Genomic DNA, 26,170 nt, shown 5'->3' on the forward strand with positions numbered 1-26,170 from the left:
ATGACATCAGGAGGTCGTGGACGAAGCCGCCATCCAGGTGTTGCACTGGAACGCCTGGTTCCTCTCCCAGCCCTGACGGAACCACCGGTTGTTGTTCACTCTGTTGCCGTGGTCGCGGGGATATCCGGGATAGTCGCCCACCTGCCCGTAGAACCAGAAGAGGCGGGCGCGGTTCGCGGTGTTGACCGGGTAGGACGCGGCCACCGACCGCATCCACATGCCGCCGAAGCAGGTCGCCTGGAGCTCCAGCTTCCTGCTCAGTGCCAGCTTGCCGCTCCGGCTGCTGGAGTCGACCGTCTGCTTCCACCAGGAGTCCATCACGCCCGAGATGTTCTGGACGTGGTGCCCGTACTCGTGGGCCAGCATGCTGATGATCCCGCCGTGCCAGGAGATGATCTCCCCGTAGCCGCGGGCGTTCCCGTTGCCCCTGGCCATGGCCGAGGTGGAGGCGTAGATGGTGTTGTTGCGCGGGCAGTAGTACGGCACCATGCTCCCCGGCGACGGATAGTCGCCGCAGGCGCCCCTGCCGCGCGTGGCCACGATCGAGTAGCTCGGCGGCGTGAACCGGATGCCCTGCCGCTGCATGATCGGCCCCCAGGCCCGGTCCATGCACCTGCCGGTCTTCAGGATCAGCGCCTTGAGCTGGCTGTGGCTGAAGATGCTCGCGCCGCCCGCCGGGCAGGCCACCCTGGGCAGGGCGCCGACCCGGTACAGGGTGTTGTTCCTCGTGCTCGTGTTCAGCGTGGGCCGGGCCGGCGTCTCGGGCTCGGTGGACCGCGTCGCCGTCGGCTCGCTCGACCGGGTCTGGCTCCGCGACTCGGACGGGGACGGCGTCTCGTCGTCGTCATAGGAGTCGGTGTAGGAGGGGATGGCGACCGGCGTGGTCGTGTCGTGTCTGGACGAGCCTTTGAGCATCGCCGTCGCGATCACGAGCAGCACGAACAGCGCCGCCATCGACCCGAAGACCGCCCCGAGGATGCCGATCACCCCCATGCCCGACTTCTTCCGCGGCGGCGGCCCCCACGGCCCCGGCGGCATGGGCGGACGCGGGGGAGGAGGCGGCTGCTGCGGATGCCAGGAGCCGCCCTGTGGCGGTCCGTACGGCCCGCCCGGCGGGTGCGGCTGCCCTTGCCCGCTTAGCGGGTACGGCTGCCCCTGGGGCGGGTACGGCTGCCCCTGGGGCGGCGCCCCGTACGGCTGGCCCTGCGGGGGATGCACCGGCCCCTGCGGATAGACGGGCCCCGGCGGAGGCGGCGGATAGACCGGTCCAGGCGGGGGAGGCGGCTGCTGCCCCGGATGACCGTAACCCTGGGGCTGCGGCTCGCGGTGGCCCGGCGGCGGCCACGGACGCGACGGTGGCCGCAGGGGCTGACCTGGCCCCTGAGGCGGGGGTGGATGCTGCCCGTTGCCTGTCACCGTGTATCCCCCTTGACTCGGTTGTCCGTAAAGGGTGACTTGGTACGTCACTGGTTGGACATTTGCCGAATTTGGGGCAGAAGCATACCGATTTATCACCCGTCACAGAAGTCGCAGTGCCCGGCTACGGTCCGAAATCATTCGAGGTGATCTCTGCTATGTCCCGGACCGCACGGCAGCTGGTGTCCTAGCTTCTTTGACATGAACCTCCAGCAGCTCCGCTACGTGGTCGCGACTGCGGAGCACCGCACCATGACCGACGCGGCCAGATCGCTGTATATCGCGCAACCTGCGCTTTCGCGCGCGATCCGCGATCTGGAACGGGAACTCGGCATGACGCTCTTCGCCAGGTCCGGACGCGGTGTCGTCGTCACCGCACAAGGCCGGCGGGTGGTCAAACTGGCAAGGGAGGCTCTTGATGCCGTACACGAGATCGAGAGCCTGTCCAATCACGGCAGCACAGGGGAGGCGGAGCTCCGCATCGCCTCCACACCCAGCCTCGAACCCGGCCTGGCCGGACGGCTGCTGCCCGCCTACACCGCCGAGCACCCAGGTGTCCGCGTGCACATCGTCCGTTGTGACGGCCGTGACGCCGTCGTCAACGCCATCAGGGATCAGCGGGCCGACCTCGGCCTGACCGATCTGCCCGTACCCACCGATCTCATCACCCATCCGCTCGAACGCCAGGAGATCGTGCTGATCTCCCCGCCCGGCCTCGAACTGCCCAATCCCGTGCCCATGGGCAAGCTTGACGGGATGCGCCTGGCCCTGCCCGCACGGGGCAGCGTCCGGCGCAGGGAACTCGACGCGATGTTCGGCAAGTACGCCGTCAGCCCGGTCGTCGTGCTCGAAACCGACGAGCGCAACGGCTGGCTCAACGCCGTACGCACCGGCCAGGCGTCACTGCTGTGGTACCGCGGCATGGCCGAACAGGCCGGCCGGGCGGGCCTGGTGGTGCGCTCGCTGGAACCCGCGGTCCGCCGCGTCATCGCCGTCGTGCACGCCCGTCGCCGCCTGCCGCTGATCGCCCAGGACTTCCTGGCCGCCGCCGAAAAGGGCAGCGCCGCCTGACCCGTCCTGAGCACATCGCCTTCGGCCGCCGCCGCGCCCGGCCGGAAGCGAGGACTCACCCCCGCACGAACCCCCCGCACGAACCCCCGCAGAACCCGCACGAACCCCGCACGCACCCCGTGCGCGAACCCCCCTCCTCACCTCGCCACAGGCAACCGCACGACCGCACGCAGCCCCGGTGCGGCGTCCTCCAGATGCACCCCGCCCCCGTGCGCCCGCACGGTCTCCCGGACGATGGCCAGGCCCAGCCCAGCGCCGCCCTCGTCGCGGCTGCGGCCCGAGTCCAGCCGGGTGAACCGGTTGAACACCCGCTCGCGATCCTGCTCGGGAATGCCGGGCCCGTCGTCGGTCACCGTCAGCACCCCGTCGGCCGTCAGCGCCACCTCCACCTTCGACGAGGTGTGCCGCACCGCGTTGTCCACCAGGTTCGTCAGCACCCGGCTCAGGTCCAGCGCGTCGCCGCGGACCACGACGGGATCGCACACGGTCAGCCGGGCCTCGCCGTACCTGTCGACGGTCTGGCGCACCACCTCGTCGAGATCGACCGGCTCGCGCCTGGCCGGCACGCCGCCGCGCTCGTCCAGGCGGGCCAGCGCCAGCAGGTCCTCGGCGAGCCTGGACAGCCGCATCGCGTCCTCCATCACGCCCTCGGCCGTCTCCGGCCAGTCCTGGCCCTCCGGATGGCCGAGCGCCACCTCCAGCTGCAGCCGGATGCTGGCCAGCGGGCTGCGCAGCTCGTGCGCGGCGTCGGAGACCAGCGCCCGCTGACGCTGCTCGGCCTCCTCCAGCCGGGCCAGCATGTCGTTGAGCGTGGTGGCCAGCGAGTGCACCTCGTCGCGCGACTCGGGCACCGGCAGCCGGCGCGACCTGGCGGTGTGCGTGATCTCGGCGGCGCCCCTGCGCAGCGCGGCGATCGGCCGCAGCGTCCGGCCGATGACCACCCAGCTGGCCACGGCCAGCAGCACGATGAGCATCGGCGTGCCGACCAGCAGCACCCGGCCGGCCGTACCGAGGCTGGTCTGGATCTCGCCGATGGGCCTGGCCGCGACCACGGTCCTGCCATGGTCGGCGCTGATGACCACCACGCGCAGCGGCCCCGAGATCGCGAACGGCCGGCCGTCCAGGAACGTGGCCTGGCCGTCGCGCAGCACCTCGGCCCGCTCCCGCGCGTCCAGCAGCGGGACCAGCCGGTCGGCGCCGTATGTGACGTCCGTGATGCGGCCCGACGCGTCGATCACCTGCACGATCGTGCCGTCGTGGGTAGCGATCGGGCTGGTCAGCGTGCCCGCGTCGGCCTGCACCCGCACGGTCTGGGCCTGCTGCCTGGTCGAGTCGTCGACGGTGCCGATGAGGGCCCGGTCCAGGACGGTCAGCAGCACCGACGCCGAGATGGCCAGCGCGAGCGCGAGGACGGCGGCGGCCACGACCGTCAACCGGAAGCGCAGCCCCTGGCGCCGCCACCACAGCAGCGGCGAGTCAGCCACCGTCGCCCGCCAGCCGGTAGCCCGCGCCGCGCACGGTCTGCAGGGCGTTCCTGCCGAACGGGGCGTCGACCTTGCGCCGCAGGTAGCCCACGTAGACCTCCACCACGTTCGGGTCGGTGTCGAAGGTGTCCCACACGTGCTCCAGGATCTCCGACTTCGACACCACCTCGTCGCGCCGGCGCAGCAGATATTCCAGCAGCGCGAACTCCCTGGGCGTCAGCTCGATCACCTGCTCACCCCGCTCCACCCGGCGCCGCGCGGGGTCCAGCGTCAGGTCGCCCGCCGTCAGCACGGCGGGCCGCCGCCCGGAGTCGCGCCGCAGCAGCGCGCGCAGCCTGGCCACCAGCACCACGTACGAGAAGGGCTTGGTCAGGTAGTCGTCGGCGCCCAGATCGAGGCCGTCGGCCATGTCGTACTCGCCGTCCTTGGCGGAGAGCATCAGGATCGGCACCCAGTTCTCCTCGGCGCGCAACTGCTTGCACACGTTGTAGCCCGACAGCCGGGGCAGCATGATGTCGAGCACCACGATGTCGTAGTCGCCGTGTCTGGCCGCGTGCAGTCCCTGCTCGCCGTCGTGGGCGAGGTCCACGGCGAAACCCTCGGCCTGGAGCCCCCGCTGCAGCGCGGCCGCCATCCGCCGCTCATCCTCGACGACAAGTACTCTCATGTGGCGATTCTCCCGTTCCTCCCCTGTGACCACGCTGAGAAGGCTGAGAGCCGTCTCAGCTGGTCTCAGGCTCGCCTAAGCATGCATGACGCAGGCTCTGGTCATCGACATACCGTTAAGGAGTGAGATGCGCAGAGGAACGTTCGTGAGATGGGGAGTTCCGATCGCGGCCGCGGCCGTGATCGCGGGAGCTATGGGGGCCGGTCCGGTCATCGCCGCGGTCAGCGGCGATCCGGTGCTGCCCGAGCGTACGGCGCAGCAGTTGCTCGCCGACGCCGCGGCGGCCACCAAGGACAAGGCCGGCCCGCCGCCCATGTCCGGCACCGTGCAGCAGACCGCTTCGCTCGGTCTGCCCGCACTGCCCGACATGGGTGGCACGTCGCCGCTGAGCCTGCTGTCCGGCTCACATGAGGTGAAGGTCTGGTACGGCGCCGGCGACAAGCTGAGGGTCGCCATGCCGACGCAGTTCGACGAGTCCAACCTGATCGTCAACGGCGACCAGGTCTGGTACTGGGACAGCGGCGACAACACGGCGACCAAGATCAAGATGGCCAAGGGCGCCGCCGGGAAGCCGCACGAGCTGCCCACGCCGGGGCCGGCCGATGTGACCCCGCAGCAGGTGGCGGCCAAGCTCCTGGCCAACGCCGACGAGCACACCGCCATCCGGGTGACCAACAACGCCCAGGTGGCCGGCCGTGCCGCCTACCAGCTCGTGCTCGCCCCCAAGGACGAGGGCTCGCTGGTGCAGGAGGTGCGGCTGGCGCTCGACGGTGAGACGTACATGCCGTTGCAGGTCCAGGTCTTCGCCAAGGGCTCGGCCGAGCCGGCCTTCCAGGTCGGCTTCACCCAGGTGACCTTCACGCCGCCGGCGGAGGAGAACTTCGCCTTCACTCCGCCCGCGGGCGCCAAGGTGAAGGAGGAGACGCTCGGTGCCGGCGGCGACGCCGAGCACGCCGAGCAGCAGGCGGAGTCGGCCAAGGAGGCCCGCAAGGACACGAAGGTCGTCGGCGCCGGCTGGACCAGGGTCGCGGTCCTGCCCGCCACGCTGGCGGACCTGACGGCCAAGCCGGCCGAGACCCCGTCCGACGGCAAGCCGGGCAGCCACTGGAAGGGCGGCTCGGAGGGCGCCGACCCGAGCGCGCTCGTCCAGAACGTGCTCAAGACGGCCACCCCGGTCAGCGGCACGTGGGGCTCGGGCAAGCTGATCAAGACCAAGCTCGTCACCGCGCTGCTGACCGATGACGGCCGGCTGCTGGTCGGCGCGGTCACGCCGGAGGAGATCACCAAGGCGGCGGGCACCAAGTGACCGTTGTCACGCATGAAGCGGGGGCGCCCTTCGGGGCGGCCCCGCCCTCCGGCGACTCGGCGATCGTCACCCAGGGCCTGACCAAGCGCTTCCGCGGCGGCCAGGTCGCGGTCGACGCACTGGACCTGACCGTGCCGCGCGGATCGGTCTTCGGCTTCCTCGGGCCCAACGGCTCGGGCAAGACCACCACGATCCGCATGCTGCTCGGCCTGGTGGCGCCCACGGCCGGCGAGTACTCCGTGCTCGGCCTGCCCCTGGCGGACGCACTGCCCCGGGTGGGGGCGCTGGTCGAGGGGCCGGCGTTCTACCCGTACCTGTCGGGCGAGGCGAACCTGTACCGCTTCGACGCCGCCGACCCCACCGCCCCCGGCCGTACCGCGAAGACGCGGGTCGCCGAGGCCCTGGAGCGGGTCGGCCTGTCGGCGGCCGCGGGCAAGCGCTTCCGCAACTACTCACTCGGCATGCGCCAGCGCCTGGCCATCGCCGCCGCCCTGCTCGGACCCCGTGAGCTGCTCATACTCGACGAGCCCACCAACGGGCTCGACCCGCAGGGCACCCGCGAGGTGCGCGCGCTGGTCAAGGAGATCGCCGCCGACGGCACCACGGTCTTCGTCTCCTCGCACCTGCTGACCGAGGTCGAGCAGATGTGCACGCACGCCGCGATCATGCGGGCCGGCAACCTGGTCGCCCAGGGCACGATCGCCTCGCTCAACGGCGGCCTCACCACCCGCGTCAGAGTCGAGACACCGGACGTCGCCGACGCGGCGCGGGTGCTCGGCACGCTCGGCCTGGCCGACGTGCGCACGCCTGACGAGGGCGTCGCGGCGGTGACGGCGGACCTGGGCGCGCACGCGCCCGAGGACATCAACGCGACGCTGGTACGGGAGGGCGTCGCCGTGCGCGGGCTGGCCGTCGTACGGCCGAGCCTGGAGGACGTGTTCGTGGGACTGACAGGGGAGGGATTCGATGTCGACGGCTGAGACGCAGGAGCGCCGGACGCCGGGGCTGGTGCCGGTGACCGAGACGATGCGCACCGCCGAGCGGCGGCCGTCCTCGGCGCCCGGTTCATCCGAGCCGGCCGAGCCGGCCGGGCCGCCGGTGCGTCTGGCGTCGGCGTTCTGGCGGCTGCTCGGCTCCGAGCTCGGCCTGACGTTCCGGCGGCCACGCAATCAGGTGATGCTGGCCGTCCTGGCGAGCGTGCCGGTGCTGATCGGCATCGCGCTGCGCATCGCCAGCGCCGACGAGGCGGTCGGCGGGCTCATCGGGGCTGTGGCGGGCAACAGCCTCATGCTGACCTTCGCCTCGTTCTCCTTCCTGGTGCTGCTGCTGATGCCGATCGCGGTGAGCGTGGTCGGCGGCGATTCGATCGCCGGCGAGGCGGGCGCGGGGACGCTGCGCTACCTGCTCGCCGCGCCCGCCGGCCGGACGAGGCTGCTGGTCGTGAAGTACCTCAACGCGGTGGTGTTCGGCTACGCGATCACCGTCGTGGTGGCGCTGTCGGCGCTCGTCACCGGGCTGATCCTGTTCCCGGTGGGGCCGGTGACGCTGCTGTCGGGCAGCACCATCTCGGTGGCCGAGGGCCTGCTGCGGATCCTCATCACCGTCGGGTACGTGGGCGCGGGCATGGCGGCCCTGGCGGCCGTGGCGGTGGCCCTGTCGACGTTCACCGAGGTGTCCATCGGCGCCATCGCGGCGACGATGGTCCTGATCATCGTCACCCAGGTGCTCAGGGCGATCCCGCAGCTCGAGGCGATCACGCCCTACCTGCTGCCCAGCTGGTGGACCAAGTTCGACGCGGTGCTGCGCAGCCCCATCGACTTCGCGGGCCTCGGTCAGGGGCTGCTGGTCTTCGGGGCGTACATCCTGCTGTTCGGCTCCATCGCGTGGGCCCGCTTCTCGGGCAAGGACATCACCTCCTGAGCGGTCCGGGCCGGTGAGATCCGACCCGGACCGTCTCGGCGGTCCGCCATCAAATTAGAGCCGCCCGTACGTCAGGACGGGCGGCGGCGCAGGCCCGGACTTCAGGAAACGCGCGGTCAGGACGGGCGGCGGCGCAGGGCCAGGACGGCGACCACGATGCCGATGACGCCCACCACGAGTCCGGCACCGCCCAGCAGGCGCGCGGTGCCGTCCGAGGACGAGCCGGCCGCTACCTTGCTGACCGATGGGGCCATGCCGTCAGCGGAGGCCGGCGCCGAGGCCGCGGGGGCTGACGCGGCGGCCGACGGGGAGCCGCTGTGGTGCGAGTCGGACGCGGTCGCGGGAGTCAGCTTGAGCGTCGGAGCCGGGTGCTCCGCCTCGCTGCCGTCCGCCTTGGGGGCGTCCGCCCACTTGACCACCTCGCCGCCGGAGTATGTCTGCGTCGTCGGGAACGCGAGCTGATCGGTGTCGGTGGGCAACTGCCCCATGGATACCTCGAACTCCTGGAACTCGCCCTTACCGATCTTCCCGCCCGACCAGACGACCTTGGTGACGGCCTCCTTCAGATCGCCGTACTCGGTCTTGACGGGCTTGGGCAGCTTGCCCTCGGTGACTTTGACGCTCCATCCCGGCACCGGCTTGACCGAGACGAACGCCAGCGGGTGGTCGGTGGGGAAGGAGACCTCGACCTTGACGGTCGAGGCGTCGTCGCGCTCGTTGGGCACCCGGAAGGCGACCTTGCTGAAGCCGCCCTGCTCGGCGGTGCCCGGGTTGATCGAGACGTGGGCCAGCGCGGGAAGGGCGAGGCCGGCGGTGATGGCGGTGGCGGCGGCCAGAACCGTGGCCGTACGTCGCACGAAGGACATGATGGATCTCCACTGGAATGAGCGGGGGGTCGAAAAGGTGTCAGAGGATCAGGCGGGCAGTGGAGGACCACGCCTGGCGACACAGTGCAGGAGCAGCGGATCGACCGGGACGATCCGTACGATCACCATCGGGACGGCCGGCCGCACGGCGGGAACGGCGAGCGGGCGCAGCAGCGCCAGACGGTGACCGAGGCGGCGCAGCAGCGCCCAGAGCGCGCTCTCGCCGCGCGCCAGCCACCACCCCGTGATCAGCGTGGCCGTCAGGTGCGCCAGCAGCATGCCGGCGGCCTGGCCGAGCCCGCGGCCGTGCGCGTGCGAGATGACGTAGGCGGTGCCGTCGGCGCCGAACAGCTCGTGCAGCCCGAACTGGGCGCACACCAGCGCGACGTTGATCGTCGCGGCCGAGCGCTCGCGGGCGCTCAGCGCCAGGGCCGGCAGCAGCACGGCGCCGAGGCCGAGCGCGGCCGTGTGCGGCGGGGGAACCGAGCCGCCGCCCATCGCGTGCGCGAGCGCGGCGAGTCCCACGCAGACGGCGGCGAAGGCGGCCGTCCGCGCGAGTCTGAGGGGAAGTTCCGCGCGCATGGGTGTGTCACATGCTCTCACGGGGGCAGGGTTCGGGGAGACCGCTACTCCCATGCCGCGCAATGCTGGTCGATTTGCGGCAATTGTCGCTAGGGTCGTGCCGAACACGTTGACATTGAGGTGAGAACGTTGCGGCACTTTGCAGGATTGCTCATCGGCGTCGTGGTGACCGCAGCGGTGCTGGGAGGCGGCGGCTGGGCCGTCCAGCAGGCATTATCCAGTGCGTCGGCCAACCCCGCCGGCGGCCAGCAGATGTGGATCGCCCTCGGCGCGATGGCGGCGGTCGGGCTGGTCGTGGGACTCGTGGTGGCGGGCCGGGTCTCGCCGATGGCCACGTTCGTGCCCTCGATGGTGCTGCTGGCCTGGACCGTGGTCTACTCCCTCGACGTCAACCGGGCGATCTCCCTGATCCCCGCCGAGCCGTCGGTGAACCAGATCATCAGGGACGTCGGCACCGGTGACAAGCTGCTGCTGACCACGGGCGTGTTCGCCCTGCTCGGGGTCGCCCTGTTCATCCCGGTGCTGATGCCGTCGCGCTGGTCGCGGCGGCACGAGGACGAGGACGAGGACTACGAGGAGAGCCCCCAGGGCGGCTATTACTGATCGTCGTCCTCGAGGTTGGCGATCGTGCGGGCCGGCGTCCGCATGAGCCGACGCTCAGCGGCTGCCCGTGTAGAGGTGGGTGACCACGTCCTCGATCGTGGACTTCTCGGGCGCCGTGGCCATCAGCTCGTCGAGCGTGCCGTCGAACGCCAGCCGGCCGTGGTCGATCAGCATGACCCGGCGGCAGAGCCGTTCGATGTCGCCCAGGTCGTGCGTGGTCAGCAGGACGGTCGTGCCCTGCTCGGCGTTGAGCCGGCGCAGGAACGCCCGGATGCTCGACTTGCTGACCACGTCGAGCCCGATGGTCGGCTCATCGAGCACCAGCACGTCGGGCGCGTGCAGCAGCGCGGCGGCCAGGTCGCCGCGCATGCGCTGGCCCAGGCTGAGCTGACGCACCGGCGTGCGGGTGAAGTCACCCAGGTCGAGCGTCTCGGTCAGCTCGTCGAGCCGCGTCTTGAAGACCTTGCGATCTACTTTGTAAAGGAGTCGGATCAGTTCAAAGCTGTCCCGCAGCGGAAGATCCCACCACAGCGTCGTACGCTGCCCGAACACCACGCCGATGCGCCGCGCCAGCGTCGTGCGCTTGCGCGAGGGGTCGAGCCCGGCCACCCGTACCCGGCCCGACGTGGGGGTCAGGATGCCGCACAGCATCTTGATCGTGGTGGACTTGCCGGCGCCGTTGGGGCCGAGGTAGCCGACGAACTCTCCGGGCGCCACGGTGAACGACAGGTCGCGTACGGCGTGCACGACGTTCCCTTTGAGCTTGAGGCTCCTCCGCACCTTGAACGAGCGCCCGGCCTGGTCGAGCTCGATCATCCCTAACTCCCCGTGGATCGGTAATGCCGGATGCCCAGGCGCCAGGCGAACCCGGCGAGCAGGGCGAGGATCAGGGCCGCGACCGGCCCGAGGAAGCGCATGAAGCCCGGCGTGCCGAACGGGTCGTCCCGGTCCAGCACGTAGAGGGCGGGCTGCCAGTTGATGAAGGCCAGCGGCAGCGCGTAGGTCACCCCGCGCACCAGGTCACGGCCGTAGATCGCGAACGGATATTGCGTGAGCTGGCCGCTGCCGTAGGTGAAGGCGTTGGTCACCTCGGGCGCGTCGGTCAGCACGAACTGCAGCGCCCCGGCCAGCGTCCAGAGCGCCCCGAAGATGACCACCCCCGTCGCGATCATGACGGGGACCATCCAGAGCCGCCCGGAGTCGAGGCCGAGGGCGTTGATCGCGTAGCCGAGCACGATCGCCGCCTGCAGGACGCGGCCGGCACGGGTCGGCAGGAAACGGTCGGCCGCCAGCTGGATCCAGGCGCTCACGGGCCTGATCAGGATGGTGTCGAACGTGCCCGCCTTGATGTGCTGGCTGATCCGGTCGATGTTGCTGACGAACAGGTCGCACAGGCAGAAGGCCAGGTTCGCCGTGCCGTACAGGAAGAGCGTCTCCTCGCGGGAGAAGCCGGCCAGGGAGGTGGTGTTGGCGAAGATGATGAGGATCACCGCCACGTCGGTGCCCGCCACGAACAGGCCGAGCACGATCGTGAGGACGAACGAGGCCGGGTAGGCCATCGCGGCGCGGGTCCAGGTCCAGGCCAGCAGGAAATATGTGCTAACCACCCTGGATCACCACCTTGTGGCGGATCGCCCGCGTGCCGAGCGCACCGGCGGCGAGCAGCGCGGCGGCCCAGCAGCTCTGGAAGGCCAGGGTCTCCAGGACGGGCGCCTTGCCGAGGTAGAGGTCAGTGGGTGCCTGGACCATCGCGGCCCACGGCAGCGCCTTGGCCAGGTCGCCGAGCAGGCCGGGGAACAGGCCGAGCGGCAGCAGCATCCCGCTGAAGAGCGTGGTGAGCACCAGCGAGAACGCCCCCACGCCACGCTCGTCGATCAGCCAGCAGACCGACAGCGAGACCAGGTAGCGCCAGCCGAAGCTGGCGATCATCCCGGCCAGGAAGCCGGCGAGGAAGGCGAGCCACTGCCCGGGTCCGGCCGGATAGGTGACGCCGAACAGCGCGGCGCCCAGCAGCATCGGCGGGATGCCGCGTACCAGGAACAGGTAGCAGGCCCGGCCCAGGTCCTCCGACAGGGACCAGAGCAGGAGCGAGGCGGGGCGGACGAGGTCGAGCGCGATGTCGCCGCTGCGGATCCGCTCGGGGATGGCCAGGCCCGTGCCGAACAGCTGCATCGGGCCGATCAGGGCCTGGGTGATGAAGCAGAACGTGACGGCCTGGGTGACGTCGTAACCGGCCAGGCCGGGCCTGGCCTGCCAGAGGGCGATGAGGATGTAGGCGCGAAGGATGCCGAAGACGCTGTTGGTGAAGGCGCCCGCGATCGCGGCCCAGACGTAGGTGGCGTGTTTGCGGAAGCCGTACCGGACCAGCCGGGCATAGAGCGGTATGGTTTTGCACCTCCGGAGAGTGATGGCACGGTGACCAACCGTGCCCGGACCCGCACGCGGGTCGGTCGATGGAAGCCTTGAATTATCTGCTCCGCGGTCGGCGATTCGCAACGCGATAACGACGCGCGGGCCGCTATTCGGCCTCGTGTGACACATCGCGGAAATAGTCCCGTAAGCGAGGAGATACTTACTTGCGAGTAGAGCGATGTTCTGGGGGGAAGGAGATTCATCGGAGGGATATATGGACTTGGACAGGGACGTCGCTCCCGACTATCCACTGAGCTGGCAGGCTCGCGCGGTCACCGGTCTGATGCGCGGGACCCTCAAGCCGGCCTCCCACCTCCTGATGCGCCACCCCGTGACGATCGACTGCGCCGCCCGGCTCGGCGAGCTGGGCCGCCTGGTGCCGTTACGGCCGCCCGGCCACGTGGACGTCGAGCCGGCCGCCTTCTCCGCGTGCGGCGGTGAGTGGGTACGCGCGGGCGCGGCGCCCGACGAGGGCAAGGTGCTGCTGTACTTCCACGGCGGCGGCTACTTCTCCTGTTCGCCCAGGACGCACCGGCCGATCACCTGGCGCCTGTCCGTCGCGGCCCGCCGCCCGGTCCTCGCCCTCGACTACCGCCAGGGGCCGATCCACAAGCTGGCCGACTCCCTGAGCGACGCGCTGGACGCCTATGACTGCCTGCTGAAGCGGGGGTACGCGCCCGAGGACGTTCTGTTCGGCGGCGACTCGGCGGGCGGGCACCTCACACTCGCCACCCTGCTCGCCCTGCGTGACCGCGGCCTGCCGCTCCCGGCCGCCGCCGTCTGCCTGTCGCCCTGGGCCGACCTGACCGACCTGCCCAAGCGGGCGAACCGCTGGCAGGACCCGATGCTGTCGGCCAGTCGCATCCGCTGGCTGGCCCGGCGCTGGACCTCCGGCCTGGATTCGCGCGACCCCCTCCTCTCGCCCGTGCTCGGCGACTTCACCGGTCTGCCGCCGCTCATGATCGTGACCGGCTCGACGGAGGTGCTCAGGGACGAGGCCCGGCGCGTGGCGGTCAAGGCCAGGCTGGCGGGGGTGCCGGTGACGTACGAGGAGTGGCGGCGGATGCCGCACGTGTTCCCGATCCTGGCCGATGTGCTGCCCGAGGGCAGGCTGGCCTTCCGGCACATGGCGAGGTTCTTCGCCGCGGTCGCGGCGGTGCGGTCGTCCTCGCTGGAGGACGCGGCCTGACCCCTGGGGTCCAGGGTGGTCGTCGTGATGCGATGCTGGATGGGTCGCGGCGAGTGAATGGTGTGCAGGAACAGGTCTTTGCCGTTACCCGTGGCCGCTCGCCCTGACCGAACCGGTAATCAGGGTGTAGGTTAGGCATACCTAATATTGAGGAGTGTTCCGATGGCTGACAAGCCCAGAGATCACCATCGTGGCGTAGTGATACGTACGGAGCGGATCACGCCGCACATGATCCGTGTCGTGGTCGGCGGTGAGGATCTGCGGGACTTCGCCACCTCGGGTCTCACCGATCACTACGTCAAGCTGGTCTTCCCGCACGAGGGGGTCGACTATCCGGTCCCGTTCAACGTTCAGCATGTACGCGAGACCATGCCACGGGAGGTCTGGCCGCGGCTGCGCAGCTACACCGTGCGCGCCTGGGACCCCGACGCCGGGGAGATGACGCTCGACTTCGTCTACCACGGCGAGGAGGGCATCGCCGGGCCGTGGGCCGCGCGGGCCGTGCCCGGTGACGAGCTGTACATGCTCGGCCCCGGCGGCGCCTACGCGCCGCGCCCGGAGGCGGGCTGGCATCTGCTCGTCGGCGACGAGAGCGCGCTTCCGGCTATCGCGGCCGCGCTGGAGACGCTGCCCGGTGGCGCGACCGCCTACGCCTTCATCGAGGTCGACGGGCCGGAGGAGGAGCAGAAACTGCGGGTCTCGGGTGAGACGCGGCTCGTCTGGCTGCACCGCGACGGCGCGCCCGTCGGTGAGGCGCTGGTGAAGGCGGTGCGCGAGCTGGAGTTCCCGGACGGTGACGTGCACGCGTTCGTCCACGGTGAGGCGGGGTTCGTCAAGGAGTTGCGCCGCCATCTCCGAGTTGAGCGCAAGGTGCCGATGGAGCAGCTGTCGATCTCCGGCTACTGGCGGCTCGGCGCCGACGACGAGGGCTGGCGAGCCGCGAAGCGCGACTGGAACCGCCAGGTCGAGGCCGAGGAGGCCGCGGCGCTCGGCTAGGTGGTAAAACGCCACTTCAGGCCATCGAGTCACACCGCTTACTTACTGTGGAGGCACGACCGCCTTACCTCCGATACCCCTTGTGAAAACCATGCGGAAACCCCGCTCGAATGGGACGACAGTGTGCTTTGGCCGTGTCCCAGACAGCGAGCGGAGAACCGATGGCGCGTGGTGCGAGCGACATGCCTCCAGGCGTGCGGCCGCTTACGGTGGGCGACCCGGTCATCATCGGCAGATACCTGCTCCTCGGCCGCCTCGGCATCGGCGGCATGGGGGTGGTCTATCTGGCCGAACACCCGCGGGGCGGTCTGGTGGCGTTGAAGACGCCGCACGCGGTACACCTCAACGATCCCACGTTGCGGGCCCGTTTCGCGGAGGAAGTCGGATTTTCGCGGCGAATCGTGCCCTTCTGCACCGCGGCCGTGATCGAGGACGGCACCGACCGGGACCGCCCGTACCTGGTCACCGAGTACATTCCAGGCCCCGCCCTGTCCCAGGTCGTGATGGCGCGCGGTCCGCTCACGCCCGACCTGGCCTACGGCGCCGGGCTCGGCGTGGCGGCGGCGCTGGTCGCCGTGCACGACGCGGGGCTGGTCCACCGCGACCTCAAGCCGGGCAACGTACTGCTGTCCGAGGACGGGCCGCGAGTGATCGACTTCGGCATCGCCCGAGACGTCGACACGCTGGCGGCGCACACGCAGGCGGGGCAGGTCATGGGCAGTCCGGGCTGGGTGGCGCCCGAGCGGCTGACCGGCGGGCCCGCCGTGCCCGCGTCGGACGTGTTCGCGTGGGGCTGCCTGGTGGCGTTCGCCGCCACGGGGCACCACCCGTTCGGCGGCGGCGAGGCCGATGTGCTGACCCGCCGCATCCTGTTCGAGGCGCCGCGCGTCGAGGGCGTGCCCGCCCTGCTGCGGCCCGCGGTCGAGGCGGCGCTGGCCAAGGCGCCCGGCGACCGGCCCAAGGCCGCCGACCTGTTACGCGTCCTGCTCGCCGCCGGGGGCGTGGGCGATCCGTGGGACCTGCGGACCGCGGTGGCGGGCGTACTCGCCGAGATCTGGACGCCCGTGCCCTATCCGCCGGGAGCGGGCAGGCTACGGCTCGCGCCCGAGACCGGCGAAGGAGTACGGCTCGCGCCCGAGACCGGCGAGGAGGCGACGACCACGCCGAAGCGCGGACGCAGGGCCAAGGCCGGGGCGCACCTGTCGCACGCCACCTTCGCGGCGCTGGCCACGGTCTCCATCGCGGCCGTCACCGTGATCGCGGCGTCGGGCGGCGTTGGTGGTCCGAGCATCGGCGGGGCCTCTCCGCCGTCGGAGAACCGGCCCGTCGTCCAGCCGTACGAGACGGCCGACTCCACCAGGCGCCCCGCTATCATGCCTTTGACCAGCGTCCCGGCCACCGTCGCGGGCACGGCGATCACCTCGCCGCCGGTGTCCGCCACCCGGGCCCGCACGAGCGCCCCGGTCATCGTGCTCGACCCCTCGCCCGAGCGGAAGGCCGCCTGGCATCCGCCGACCACGTACGAGCCGGGCGAACCGGGCGACGCTGACACGGGCGGCTGCGCCGGCCCCGCGGGGAAGAGACGCGGCGGCTCGGCCAGGCGCGACTGCCCGCCACCGTCGGCGTCCATCACCACGATCCCGCAGGACGGCCCCGGCGAGTCGCCGGACCCGTCGATCACCCCATCGGTATCGGAAACGGCCACCGCTCCGCCCACCGGCTCCTCCTGAGTCCCGGATCGCTGGCAACCCCTGCAATTCCTGGCGGCAAGTCACCATAATTGGTGATCTACGGCCTGGTTGTGCCGGGAGGAGAAATCCGGATGCCGGAGTTCGAACCGCTGCGCGAGGAAGAGCCCGTCCAGGTGGGTGTGTACCGGTTGATCGGACGGCTGAGCCCGGACGTGTTCGTCGGCACGCCGAATCTCGCCGGAACGGATGAATCGCCGCCGCCGCCGTCTTCGTCGGCGGCGGATGAGACGATTCCGCCGGCGTCGGCGGAGGATGGGTCGTCGTTGTCGCTGCCGTCGCCGTCGGAAGTTGAGCCGGCTCCGCCGTCGCCGTCGCCGTCGCCATCGCAGTTCGAGTCGGCTCCGCCGCCGTCAGCGGAGCTTGTCGTGGTGAAGCTGCTGCACCCGGAGATCGACCAGGAGCGCTTCCTGCGCCTGATCGAGCCCTTCCAGGAGGTCTCCGCCTTCTGTACGGCCCAGGTGCTCGGGTCTGGACTGCACGACGGCCGGCCCTACGTGGTGAGTGAGTACATCGACGGCCCCACGCTGGAGCGGACGACCGCGACAGGCACCCGGCTGCGGAATACGGCGCTGCACCGGCTCGCCGTCGGGACCGTCACCGCGCTGGTGGCCATCCACCAGGCGAACGTCGTCCACGGCGACATCCGGCCGGGCAACGTGGTGCTCGGCCCCGACGGGCCGCGGCTGATCAACTTCGGCATCGGCCGGGCGATGGCGGGCACGGCGTCCGCCACGACCCGCAAGGTGGACGTGCCCGCCTTTACCGCGCCCGAACGGCTCGCCGGGGCCGCCGCCGAGCCCCCGGCCGACCTGTTCTCGTGGGCGGGGACGTTGGTGTCGGCGGCGTCCGGCCGCTCTCCCTTCGACGGCGGCTCGATGGCGGGCACGGTCAACCGGATCACCAACGGCGAGCCCGACCTGCCCGACCTCGGGGACCTGCGCGACCTGGTGGTGGCCTGCCTGTCGAGGTGCTGCTGCGGCTGGTCGGGGAGACCAACTTCCTGACCGCCCGGCTGCCGCCACCGTCCGGGCTGCCCTACAACCTGCCGCCGCCACGGTTACCACCTGACTCGCAGCCGCGGCCTTCCTCCTCCCTGGATTCGCAGCCGCCCTCGCCGCAGTCGCCGCCGCCGTTATCGCCGGATTCGCCGCCGTCGCCGTGGCGGTCGTCGTTGGCTGGGCAGGCAGGGGAGGGGCAGGGGTCGACCGGGCAGGTACCGGAAGGGCGGGCGTCGGCAGGGCAGGAGCCGGATGGTCGGCGGGGGCCTGCTGGGCTGGAGCCGGATGGTTGGGGGCCGGACGGATGGGCGTCGGGCGGTCAAGGGCCGGACGGATGGGCGTCGGGCGGTCAAGGGCCGGACGGGCGGGCGTCGGACAGTCGAGGGCCGGATGAGCTGGAGCGGCAGGGGGCGGACGGTCGAGGGCCGGATGGGCTTGAGCGGCATGGGGCAGGTGGGCGGGCGTCGGACGGTGTCGCGGCGGCCCTGCCCGTGCGGCGGGGCCAGGGGGTGCTGATCGCCGTGGCCGCGTTCGTCGCCGGGGCGCTGGTGTCGGGCATCGGTGTCTACGCGCTGACCGGCCAGCGGCTCGTGGCGGCCTCCGGCCCGTCCGCACTCCGTTCGACTTCGACCGGTCCCGTCAGCCCCGGTCTCGTCAGTTCCGGTCCTGTTGGCACTGGTCCCGTACGGTCTGGTGCCGCGTCGGGTGCGCCCACCTCGGTCATCACCGCCGCGCCCCCGATCACCCCCAGCGTGACCAGCGCGCCGGTCGCCAGCGTCGCGCCCAAGGCCGACAAGGACGTCAAGCTCCCCGACGTCGACGCCATCCTGCACGAGAACTCCGCCGACCCCGTATGGCTGGCCGCCTACCTCCAGGTCAAGAGCCCGTACAAGGCGTTCGCCAGGGACAGGTCCGGCCAGTTCAAGGAGGTCGGCCTGGCCGAGGAGCCGCGCCTGTCACCGACGGGCGACTGGGTGGCGCTCAACCCGTGGGTCAAGTTCCAGAGCTCCGACATGGATCAGGTGCGGTTCACCAACCTGAACACCAAGGAGTCCTTCACCGTCAACACGGTGAAGAAGCCCGCGCAGACCTGGTCCCCAGCCTGGTCGCGGGACGGCAGGCGGCTGCTGCTGTCGGTCTCGAACGCCAAACGGACGTTGATCACGGGCTTCGCGGTCATCGACGTCCAGGCGCGGACGGCCACCGTCGTGGAAGCGCAGTACGAGGACGCCAGCAGCCTGCCGTTCGCGTTCACCCCGGACGGCAAGATCGCCAGAGGTTACAGCGCCACCAAGAGTCAGGGCATCGAGACGTACGACATGTCGGGCAAGGTCATCCACAGCATGCACTGGGTGGGCAGGCCCCGCGACGTCTCCTGGTATTCCCCGTCGGGCAAGCAGTTCATGACGGTCTGCCCCAATAACAAGGAGATCAGCATCTGGGACGCCACGACCGGTGACCGCACGGCCACCGTGCCCGGCGTCAAGGACGACTCCTACGTGCTCGGCTGGTTCAACGAGGACAACATCCTCGTGCAGGAGTCCGCCAAGAAGGGAAGGGCCCACGTCGAGATCATGGACTTCCTGGGCAAGGTCAAGCGCGTCCTCGCGGACGTCGCCCCGAACAAAAGCGCCCGGCAGTTCGCGCCCAAGGCTCCGTGACCATGGAACCGCGCCCCTTGCTCGCGGGCGACCCCGCCCAGGTGGGGCCGTACCGCGTCGCGGGCCGACTCGGCCAGGGCGGTCAGGGGGTCGTCTATCTCGGCGAGTCGGCGGCAGGGGAGCGCGTCGCGATCAAGCTGCTGACAAACGCGACCGGGGATGAGGGGTGGGCGGGGTTCGCCAAGGAGATCGAGCTCGCGCGACGGGTCAAGGCGTTCTGTACGGCGACCGTGCTGGCGACCGGCGAACTGAACGGCGTGCCGTACGTCATCAGCGAGTACGTCGACGGGCCCTCCCTCGCCAGGGTGCTCGCCGAGCGGGGCCCGCTGCGGCCGGCCGAGCTGCGCCGCCTGGCGGTCGGCAGTCTGACCGCGCTGACCGCCATCCACCAGGCCGGGGTGGTGCACCGGGACCTCAAACCGGGCAACGTACTGCTCGGCAGGGACGGTCCACGGGTGATCGACTTCGGGATCTCCCGGGCGCTGGATTCCAGTGAACTCACCGGCGAGCATCTGGTGGGCACGCCGCCGTACATGGCTCCGGAGCAGTTCGGCGGCGCCGGCGCGGGGCCGCCCGCGGACCTGTTCGCCTGGGCGGCCACGGTGGTGTGCGCGGCTTCCGGCAAACCGCCCTTCGGCTCGGGAGACCTGCCGTCCGTACTGAACCGGATCCTGTCGGCGGAACCCGACCTCGGCGACCTGCGCGGCGACCTGCGTGACCTGGTGGCCCGCTGCCTGGCCAAGGACCCCGCGGCCCGGCCCACGGCTGCCCGAGCGCTGCTCACCCTGCTCGGCCATCCGGTTCCGCCCCAGGGCCTGCTCACCGAGGGCACCAGATCCGCCGCCCCGCCCACCCCTACTCGACCCGCCGGTGCCCCGCATACCGCCGCCGCCTCGCCCACTACCGCCGCACCCGCTGCCGCCTCATCGTCTGCGACCCCGTCTGGGGGATCGCAGTCCGGATCGCCGTCTGTGCCGCTGGCTTCTGTTGTGCCCTCCGTTCCCTCTGGGCCGTCCCCGTCGACGTTGGTTCCGGGTCGGCGCTCCGGGCGGCGGGTGGCGTTGATCGGGACCGCCGCGGTGCTGGTGGCGGTCGCGGCGGTGGCCGTCACGATCAGGCAGGCCGGTACGACCGTCCTGGGCGCCACGGGAACCGGCACCCCAGGACGATCAGGCAGGCCGGTACGACCGTCCTGGGCGCCACGGGAACCGGCACCCCAGGGACCAGCGTCCCAGGGACCGGAGCCCCAGCCACTGCCCAGACCGGGGGCCCGTCCTCGACGTCATCCGGCGCGGCGACGACCGACGACGTGATGCCCACGACCTCGACAACCACGGTGAAGATCCCCGGCACCAAGATCACGTTGCACGAGAACCCCGCCGACCCCGTCTGGGTCAGCTCCGCCTACGGGACGGCGCAGCAGGGCGAGGGTTCTCCCGCCTATGTCCGCGACGCCAAGGCCGGCAAATTCCAGTATTTCGGGAACTTCCAGCAGCCGACGGTCTCGCCGCGCGGCACTTACGTGGCCGCCCTGTCCGTCACCACGCTGAGCCGTACCGACTACAACACGATCAGGCTGGTCACGCCGGCCACCGGCGAGGACGTCGAGCTCCGCACCGCGGACAAACCCGGCGACACGATGGACGCGAGGTGGAACGCCGACGGCCGTCACCTGCTCATGACCCTCTATACCGGCAGACCGGGCTCGCTGAACATAGCGGGATTCGTGATCGTGGACGCCGCCACCAAGAGCGTCCGGTCCCGCCTGACGCCCGGAGGGCGCAAGGGCGGCTATTCCTGGGGCCCGGACGCCTCGACGCTGCTGCGCCAGGAGACGGACGGCGCGATCTCTTTCGTCGGCCTGGACGGCACGGTGGCCCGCTCGTTCCGCGACAAGGGCGACCTGATGAACGTGGGCACCGCCACGCTGCGCATCGGTACGGTGACCGCCACGGTATTCGCCACGGCCTGCCCGGGCACGCTCAAGGGCGTCTGCCTGTGGGACGCGACCACCGGCGCCAGGCGAGCCGTCATACCGAGCGACAAGAGCTCGGGCGACAAGAGCCTGGGCGACAAGAGCCCAGGCGACAAGAGCCCGGGCGACAAGAGCAGGGTCTTCAACGGCTGGCTGGACTCCGAGCACTTCCTCGCCACGGTCACCAAGACAGGCACCACCCGGCTGGTCCTGGCCGACCTGAACGGCAAGACCCAGCGAGTCCTCGCCGAAGGGCCCGCGACGGAACTCAAGGCGGTCACCCTCTGGTACAGCAGAGCCAGGGCATGAGGTGGCCGCGCCAGGCCGGGGGGACGTCTGGCGCGGCCGGGTTCGCCGGGAGAACACCTGTCCATGCCCTGGAGGTGGCCGGCGAGACTGGGAAACTAGTGGGCGAACTGCTCTTCCTCCGTGGAGCCCCTGAGGGCGGTCGTCGAGGAGTCGGGGGCGATGGCGGTGCTGATCAGGTCGAAGTAGCCGGTCCCGACCTCGCGTTGGTGGCGGGTGGCGGTGTAGCCGCGCGACTCGGCCGCGAACTCCGCCTCCTGCAGGTCCACGTACGCCGTCATGCCGTCCGAGGCGTACCCCTGAGCCAGGTTGAACATCGAGTAGTTCAGCGAGTGGAACCCGGCCAGCGTGATGAACTGGAACTTGTACCCCATGTGCCCCAGCTCCCGCTGGAACTTGGCGATCGTGGAGTCGTCCAGGTGCTTCTTCCAGTTGAACGACGGTGAGCAGTTGTAGGCCAGCATCTGGTCCGGGTACTCGGCCTTGATCGCCTCGGCGAACTCGCGGGCGACGTCGAGGTCGGGCGTGCCGGTCTCCATCCAGAGCAGGTCGGAGTGCGGTGAGTAGGCCAGGCCGCGCGCGATGCACGCCTGGACGCCGTTGCGGACTCGGTAGAAGCCCTCGGCGGTCCGCTCGCCGGTGGCGAAGACCTGGTCGCGGGGGTCCACGTCACTGGTCAGGAGCGTCGCGGCCTGGGCGTCGGTCCGCGCGATGATCAGTGTCGGGACCCCGGCCACGTCGGCGGCCAGGCGGGCGGCGTTCAGCGTCTTGACGTGCTGGCCGGTCGGGATCAGCACTTTGCCGCCTAGGTGGCCGCACTTCTTCTCGGAGGCGAGCTGGTCCTCCCAGTGCACGCCCGCCGCACCCGCGGCGATCATGCCCTTCATGAGCTCGAAGGCGTTGAGAACGCCGCCGAATCCCGCTTCGGCGTCCGCCACGATCGGCGCGAGCCAGTGCGGGGCGTCCTGGAGGCCCTCCGACCAGGTGATCTGGTCGGCCCGCAGCAACGCGTTGTTGATTCGGCGCACGACGGCGGGCACGGAGTTCGCCGGATACAGGCTCTGGTCCGGGTAGGTGTGGCCGCCCAGGTTCGCGTCGGCCGCGACCTGCCAGCCGGACAGGTAGATGGCCTGAAGTCCGGCCTTCACCTGCTGCACCGCCTGGTTGCCGGTGAGCGCGCCGAGCGCGTGCACGTAGTCCTCGGTGTGCAGGAGGCCCCACAACCGCTCGGCGCCGAGCCGGGCCAGCGTGTGTTCCTCCTGGACGCTCCCGCGAAGCTTGATCACGTCCTCGGCGCTGTAGGTCCGTTCGACGCCCGCCCAGCGATGGTCGTTGTCCCATTCGTCCTGCAGCTGCTCAGCAGCTCCCTTGAGGCGATCGTTCATTTTTCACTCCTTTGTCGTCCCCTGGGGCCTGTGCCGAGTCTGTGCCCGGGCTGACGCGGCAAAATAGCCTCCTTCGAGCAGAAGAAGCAGCAAATTTCGCGATATATGAAGGTTTGTCCGTTGTTAAGCGGAGAATAAACGGCAAGTTTTCCATATGGACTAGACCAATGTGATGGGACTCAGGAAGCCTGTGGCACCCCCGGCACTCCGACCTCCGATGTCTAGAAAATGGCCGGAATTTCTGTCTAAGATGCTCGCATGGCGTCCTTGCTAGGCGAAGAACCGCTGTCTTTGACGCAGGAGCTTGATCTCCTCGCGTTTGGGCAACGCCTTCGTCACCTGCGCAAACAGCGTGGCCTGACCCTCTCCGACCTGGGGACGCGGGTCAGCAGGGCGCCCAGCCAGCTGTCGTTGCTGGAGAACGGCAAGCGCGAACCGAAGCTCACGTTGCTCAAGTCGCTGGCCGCCGCGCTGGGCGTCCCCGTCGAGGAGCTCCTGCGCCGTCAGCCGCCCAACCGCCGCGCCCAGCTCGAGATCGCCCTGGAAGAGGCCCAGCGCGACCCGATCTACGCGAGCCTCGGCCTGCCGCGGCTCAAGGTCTCCGCGCGCGTGCCGAACGACGTGCTCGAACACCTCCTCGGCCTGTACGGAGAGCTGCGCGCCCGGCAAGCGCGAGGCACCGCCACCCCGGAAGAGGCCAGGGTCGCGAACGCCGAGCTGAGACGCCGCCAGCGCGAGGTCGGCAACTACTTCCCCGAGATCGAGAAGGCCGCCGCCGAGGCGCTGACCTCGGTCGGCTACCGCACCGGCGCCCTGTCCCAGAGCACGGTCCAGGGCCTTGTCACCCATTTCGGCTTCACGGTGCACACGGCTCAGGACCTCCCCAGATCCGTACGCTCCATCACCGACCTCCGCAACCGCCGCATCTATGTCAAGCACGAGCAACTCGGTATGCACACCCCTCGGACGATCCTGCTGCAGACCCTCGGTCACCTCGCGCTCGGCCACGGCAAGCCGCGCGACTTCGCCGACTTCCTGCGTCAGCGCACCGAGGCCAACTACTTCGCCGCCGCCGTGCTCGTACCGGAGAAGGCCGCGGCCCTCTACTTGCAGGAGGCCAAGTCGGACCGGGCGCTGTCGGTGGAGGACCTGCGTGATGTGTTCGCGGTGTCCTATGAGATGGCCGCCCACCGCTTCACGAACCTGGCCACCCACCACCTCGATCTGGTCTGCCACTTCGTCCGCAACGACGCGGGCGGCACGATCTACAAGGCGTATGAGAACGACGGGATCGTCTTCCCCGCCGACGAGCAGGGGGCGATCGAGGGGCAGCGGATGTGCCTGCAGTGGTCGGGCCGCCAGGTGTTCTCCTCGCCGGACCGGTTCTCGGTGTTCTACCAGTACTCTGACTCGCCCACCGGCACCTATTTCTGCGTCGCGCACGTGGACCCGTCGCGGGAGCGGGACTTCGCGATCACGCTCGGGGTGCCGTTCAGGGAGTCGCGGTGGTTCCGGGGCAGGGAGACCACCAATCGCACCAAATCCAACTGCCCCAACGGCGACTGCTGCCGCCGCCCGCCCACCGAGCTGGCCGAACGCTGGGAGGGCTACGCCTGGCCCTCGGCCCGTGCCAACTCACACATCCTGGCCGCACTCCCGCCGGGGTCGTTCCCCGGAGTGGACGAGGCCGACGTCTACACCTTCCTGGAACGGCACGCCGCAGTGATCTAGGCGAGCCGATAGCCCACGCCGGGGGTGGTGGTGATGACCGGTGGTTCGCCCAGCTTGCGGCGCAGCCGCCCGATGGTCACGGTCACGGTGTTGGTGAACGGGTCGGCGTTCTCGTCCCAGACCCGCTCCAGCAGCTCTTCGGCGCTGAGGAAGCCGGGGCTCGCCCGCAGCAGCGCCTGCAGCAGGGCGAACTCCTTCACCGAAAGGTTCAGCTGCCTTCCGTCGCGCACGGCGGTCCGGTGGATCGGGTCCAGCTCGATCCCGGCGGCGCGCAGGGTCCGCGGGCGCGCGTCCGGCCTGCGGCGGGCCAGCGCCTGGACGCGCAGGACCAGCTCCGGGAAGTGGAACGGCTTGGCGAGGTAGTCGTCGGCGCCGAGGGTCAGGCCGCTGACCCGGTCGCCGGGCGCCCCGGCCGCGGTCAGCATCAGCACCATCGGGCGGTCCGGCCGCTCGCTGATCATCTGGCAGAGCGTGTCGCCGTGCAGGCCGGGCAGGTCGCGGTCCAGGACCACGACGTCGTACTCGGTGAGCTCCAGCTTGGCCGCGGCGCTCAGCCCGTCGTAGGTGATGTCGACCGCCATCCCCTGATCGCGCAGCCCCTCGGCGACCACCTCCGCGAGCGGCCGCGCGTCCTCGACCACCATGATCCTCATGCCGCCGCCCCGGCCGGCAGCGCGATCGAGACCCCAAGGCCGCCCTGCGGCCGGGCGAGCAGGTCGAGCCGTCCGCCGTGCGCCGCCGCGATCGCCGCCACGATGGACAGCCCGAGGCCGGAGCCGTTCTCGGAGCCGGTGCGATCGGCGCCGAGCCGTTCGAAGGGCCTCGCGAGCCGGTCCACGTCTCCCTGGGTGAGGACGCGTCCGCCGGTCTGTACGACGAACCGGACCTCAGCGCCCTCTCGGACGGTCTCGGCGTGGATCCAGCCGTCCTCCTCGTTGTGCGCCACGGCGTTGTCGATCACGTTCTGCACCATCCGGGAGAGCAGCGCGGCATCGCCCCGGACGTCCGCGGCCCGCAGTTGTGTGGTCACGGTCAGCCGTTTCGCCGCGATCCCGGCGGAATGGCCGCTCAGCGCTCGCGTGACCAGATCGTCCAGGTCGACGCCGGCCGCCTCGGCCAGGGCGCCGTGCTGGGCCCGGGCCAGCACCAGGAAGCCGTCGAGCAGCTGATCCACCTGGTCCAGCTGGGTGCGCAGCCGATCACCCACGACGAGCGTCTGCGCCGGCACGCCGGGCTTGGCGACCGCGACGTCCAACGAGGCCCGCATGGTCGCCAGCGGGGTCCGCAGCTCGTGCGAGGCGTTGGCGACGAACCGGCGCTGGGCGGCGAACGACGCCTCCAGCCGTTCCAGCAGGCCGTCGATGGTGTCGGCGAGGTCCTTCACCTCGTCGGCCGGGCCGCTGACGGCCAGCCGCCGGTCCAGATTGTCGGCGGAGATGCGCCTGGTCGCCGCGGTGATCAGCCGCAGCGGGCGCAGCACCCGGCGGGCCAGCGCCCGGCCGACCAGCAGGGACACGATCGCCATCACCACCAGCGCGAGCAGGGAGCCGACCAGCAGCTGCCGGGACTGGTTCGCCTCCGTGTCGCCCAGTTGCCGCTGCAACTGGAGAATGTGCCGCTGCGCCCCGGTCATGCCGTCGCCGCCAGGCGGGGGCGGTCCCACAGAGGCGACCTCGGTGTCGGACAACACGAAGGTCAGGGCCAGCAGCACGACGCCGGACAGCAGGAACACCCCGGCGTACAAGATCGTGAACCGGGCCCCCACCGTGCCCTTACGCAGCCTGATCACGCCCCCAGCATGCCCGAAGGGACCTAACAACGGTATGACAGGCCCGCTTCGGGTGATGTTAG

24 protein-coding genes are annotated in these 26,170 nt (G+C 70.6%); 13 read left to right on the top strand and 11 right to left on the bottom strand.

The genetic code is table 11. From position 1 onward, the window contains the following. Positions 1 to 6 precede the first annotated feature (6 nt). Positions 7 to 993 (bottom strand): neutral zinc metallopeptidase, encoded by a 987-nt coding sequence (locus ACIBO2_RS29310; RefSeq protein WP_358552824.1) that lies wholly within the window; start codon positions 991 to 993, stop codon positions 7 to 9. A gap of 624 nt (positions 994 to 1,617) precedes the next feature. On the opposite strand from ACIBO2_RS29310, the gene ACIBO2_RS29315 reads away from it, so the two are divergent. Beyond that, the gene (locus ACIBO2_RS29315; protein WP_358433634.1) at positions 1,618 to 2,487 is read left to right on the top strand and encodes a LysR family transcriptional regulator; all 870 of its coding nucleotides are present in this window, start codon (positions 1,618 to 1,620) and stop codon (positions 2,485 to 2,487) included. Positions 2,488 to 2,624: 137 nt separating this feature from the next. Here ACIBO2_RS29315 and ACIBO2_RS29320 read toward each other — a convergent pair whose 3' ends face one another. Continuing rightward, entirely contained in the window at positions 2,625 to 3,971 is a 1,347-nt protein-coding gene (locus ACIBO2_RS29320; protein ID WP_358552822.1) for an ATP-binding protein, read from the bottom strand. Further along, the gene (locus ACIBO2_RS29325) at positions 3,964 to 4,638 is read right to left on the bottom strand and encodes a response regulator transcription factor (RefSeq protein ID WP_358552820.1); all 675 of its coding nucleotides are present in this window, start codon (positions 4,636 to 4,638) and stop codon (positions 3,964 to 3,966) included. Before ACIBO2_RS29325 ends, ACIBO2_RS29320 begins: the two co-directional genes overlap by 8 nt. Before the next feature lie 145 nt (positions 4,639 to 4,783). Between ACIBO2_RS29325 and ACIBO2_RS29330 the strand changes: the two genes are divergently transcribed. Genes ACIBO2_RS29330 through ACIBO2_RS29340 form a run of 3 tightly spaced genes read left to right on the top strand, consistent with a single transcriptional unit; the run spans position 4,784 to position 7,864 of the window. After that, entirely contained in the window at positions 4,784 to 5,944 is a 1,161-nt protein-coding gene (locus ACIBO2_RS29330) for an outer membrane lipoprotein carrier protein LolA (protein WP_358552818.1), read from the top strand. Continuing rightward, the gene (locus ACIBO2_RS29335) at positions 5,941 to 6,924 is read left to right on the top strand and encodes an ABC transporter ATP-binding protein (protein WP_358552816.1); all 984 of its coding nucleotides are present in this window, start codon (positions 5,941 to 5,943) and stop codon (positions 6,922 to 6,924) included. The genes ACIBO2_RS29330 and ACIBO2_RS29335 overlap by 4 nt, the downstream gene beginning before the upstream one ends. Next, complete coding sequence (locus tag ACIBO2_RS29340) at positions 6,911 to 7,864, top strand: ABC transporter permease (RefSeq protein WP_397300915.1); 954 nt, start codon at positions 6,911 to 6,913, stop codon at positions 7,862 to 7,864. The genes ACIBO2_RS29335 and ACIBO2_RS29340 overlap by 14 nt, the downstream gene beginning before the upstream one ends. A gap of 116 nt (positions 7,865 to 7,980) precedes the next feature. On the opposite strand, the gene ACIBO2_RS29345 is transcribed toward ACIBO2_RS29340, so the two are convergent. Continuing rightward, positions 7,981 to 8,730, bottom strand: a complete 750-nt coding sequence (locus tag ACIBO2_RS29345; protein WP_358552812.1) for a YcnI family protein — start codon at positions 8,728 to 8,730, stop codon at positions 7,981 to 7,983. A gap of 48 nt (positions 8,731 to 8,778) precedes the next feature. Continuing rightward, positions 8,779 to 9,312, bottom strand: a complete 534-nt coding sequence (locus tag ACIBO2_RS29350) for an MFS transporter (RefSeq protein ID WP_358552810.1) — start codon at positions 9,310 to 9,312, stop codon at positions 8,779 to 8,781. Between the two features lie 120 nt (positions 9,313 to 9,432). On the opposite strand from ACIBO2_RS29350, the gene ACIBO2_RS29355 reads away from it, so the two are divergent. Next, positions 9,433 to 9,915, top strand: a complete 483-nt coding sequence (locus tag ACIBO2_RS29355) for a hypothetical protein (protein ID WP_397300918.1) — start codon at positions 9,433 to 9,435, stop codon at positions 9,913 to 9,915. A 54-nt stretch (positions 9,916 to 9,969) separates the two neighbouring features. Here the strand turns inward: ACIBO2_RS29355 and ACIBO2_RS29360 are convergent, their stop codons facing one another. From ACIBO2_RS29360 to ACIBO2_RS29370, 3 genes are read right to left on the bottom strand one after another with little or no spacing between them, the layout of a single operon-like run. Beyond that, a complete protein-coding gene (locus ACIBO2_RS29360) occupies positions 9,970 to 10,731 on the bottom strand; it encodes an ATP-binding cassette domain-containing protein (protein ID WP_358552806.1) in 762 nt (253 codons plus the stop codon). Positions 10,732 to 10,733: 2 nt separating this feature from the next. Further along, the gene (locus ACIBO2_RS29365) at positions 10,734 to 11,522 is read right to left on the bottom strand and encodes an ABC-2 family transporter protein (RefSeq protein ID WP_358552804.1); all 789 of its coding nucleotides are present in this window, start codon (positions 11,520 to 11,522) and stop codon (positions 10,734 to 10,736) included. Then, a complete protein-coding gene (locus ACIBO2_RS29370) occupies positions 11,515 to 12,411 on the bottom strand; it encodes an ABC transporter permease (RefSeq protein WP_397300922.1) in 897 nt (298 codons plus the stop codon). Before ACIBO2_RS29370 ends, ACIBO2_RS29365 begins: the two co-directional genes overlap by 8 nt. Positions 12,412 to 12,541: 130 nt before the next feature. Between ACIBO2_RS29370 and ACIBO2_RS29375 the strand changes: the two genes are divergently transcribed. The 7 genes from ACIBO2_RS29375 (at position 12,542) to ACIBO2_RS29405 (ending at position 21,206) form a co-directional block, all read left to right on the top strand. Further along, complete coding sequence (locus ACIBO2_RS29375; RefSeq protein ID WP_358552800.1) at positions 12,542 to 13,516, top strand: alpha/beta hydrolase; 975 nt, start codon at positions 12,542 to 12,544, stop codon at positions 13,514 to 13,516. Positions 13,517 to 13,678: 162 nt separating this feature from the next. Continuing rightward, a complete protein-coding gene (locus tag ACIBO2_RS29380; protein WP_358552798.1) occupies positions 13,679 to 14,512 on the top strand; it encodes a siderophore-interacting protein in 834 nt (277 codons plus the stop codon). A 194-nt stretch (positions 14,513 to 14,706) separates the two neighbouring features. Beyond that, the gene (locus ACIBO2_RS29385) at positions 14,707 to 16,242 is read left to right on the top strand and encodes a protein kinase (RefSeq protein ID WP_358552796.1); all 1,536 of its coding nucleotides are present in this window, start codon (positions 14,707 to 14,709) and stop codon (positions 16,240 to 16,242) included. 92 nt (positions 16,243 to 16,334) lie between these two features. Continuing rightward, positions 16,335 to 17,267, top strand: a complete 933-nt coding sequence (locus tag ACIBO2_RS29390) for a protein kinase (RefSeq protein ID WP_397300927.1) — start codon at positions 16,335 to 16,337, stop codon at positions 17,265 to 17,267. A 485-nt stretch (positions 17,268 to 17,752) separates the two neighbouring features. After that, entirely contained in the window at positions 17,753 to 18,922 is a 1,170-nt protein-coding gene (locus ACIBO2_RS29395; RefSeq protein ID WP_397300930.1) for a hypothetical protein, read from the top strand. A 2-nt stretch (positions 18,923 to 18,924) separates the two neighbouring features. Beyond that, positions 18,925 to 20,235, top strand: a complete 1,311-nt coding sequence (locus ACIBO2_RS29400; RefSeq protein ID WP_397300933.1) for a serine/threonine-protein kinase — start codon at positions 18,925 to 18,927, stop codon at positions 20,233 to 20,235. Next, positions 20,235 to 21,206: a TolB family protein gene (locus ACIBO2_RS29405; protein WP_397300936.1), complete on the top strand. Its 972-nt coding sequence runs from the start codon at positions 20,235 to 20,237 to the stop codon at positions 21,204 to 21,206. The genes ACIBO2_RS29400 and ACIBO2_RS29405 overlap by 1 nt, the downstream gene beginning before the upstream one ends. Positions 21,207 to 21,301: 95 nt before the next feature. On the opposite strand, the gene aceA is transcribed toward ACIBO2_RS29405, so the two are convergent. Then, positions 21,302 to 22,588: an isocitrate lyase gene (gene aceA, locus ACIBO2_RS29410; RefSeq protein ID WP_358552790.1), complete on the bottom strand. Its 1,287-nt coding sequence runs from the start codon at positions 22,586 to 22,588 to the stop codon at positions 21,302 to 21,304. A gap of 258 nt (positions 22,589 to 22,846) precedes the next feature. On the opposite strand from aceA, the gene ACIBO2_RS29415 reads away from it, so the two are divergent. Beyond that, on the top strand, positions 22,847 to 24,319 hold the full coding sequence (locus ACIBO2_RS29415; protein WP_397300939.1) for a helix-turn-helix domain-containing protein: 1,473 nt from the start codon (positions 22,847 to 22,849) through the stop codon (positions 24,317 to 24,319). On the opposite strand, the gene ACIBO2_RS29420 is transcribed toward ACIBO2_RS29415, so the two are convergent. Beyond that, complete coding sequence (locus tag ACIBO2_RS29420) at positions 24,316 to 24,972, bottom strand: response regulator transcription factor (RefSeq protein WP_357957377.1); 657 nt, start codon at positions 24,970 to 24,972, stop codon at positions 24,316 to 24,318. The genes ACIBO2_RS29415 and ACIBO2_RS29420 overlap by 4 nt on opposite strands. Further along, positions 24,969 to 26,108, bottom strand: coding sequence for a HAMP domain-containing sensor histidine kinase (locus tag ACIBO2_RS29425; RefSeq protein WP_358552788.1), 1,140 nt, complete (start codon positions 26,106 to 26,108; stop codon positions 24,969 to 24,971). The genes ACIBO2_RS29420 and ACIBO2_RS29425 overlap by 4 nt, the downstream gene beginning before the upstream one ends. Positions 26,109 to 26,170 lie beyond the last annotated feature (62 nt).

Source organism: Nonomuraea sp. NPDC050022 (assembly GCF_044460705.1).
Classification (GTDB): domain Bacteria; phylum Actinomycetota; class Actinomycetes; order Streptosporangiales; family Streptosporangiaceae; genus Nonomuraea.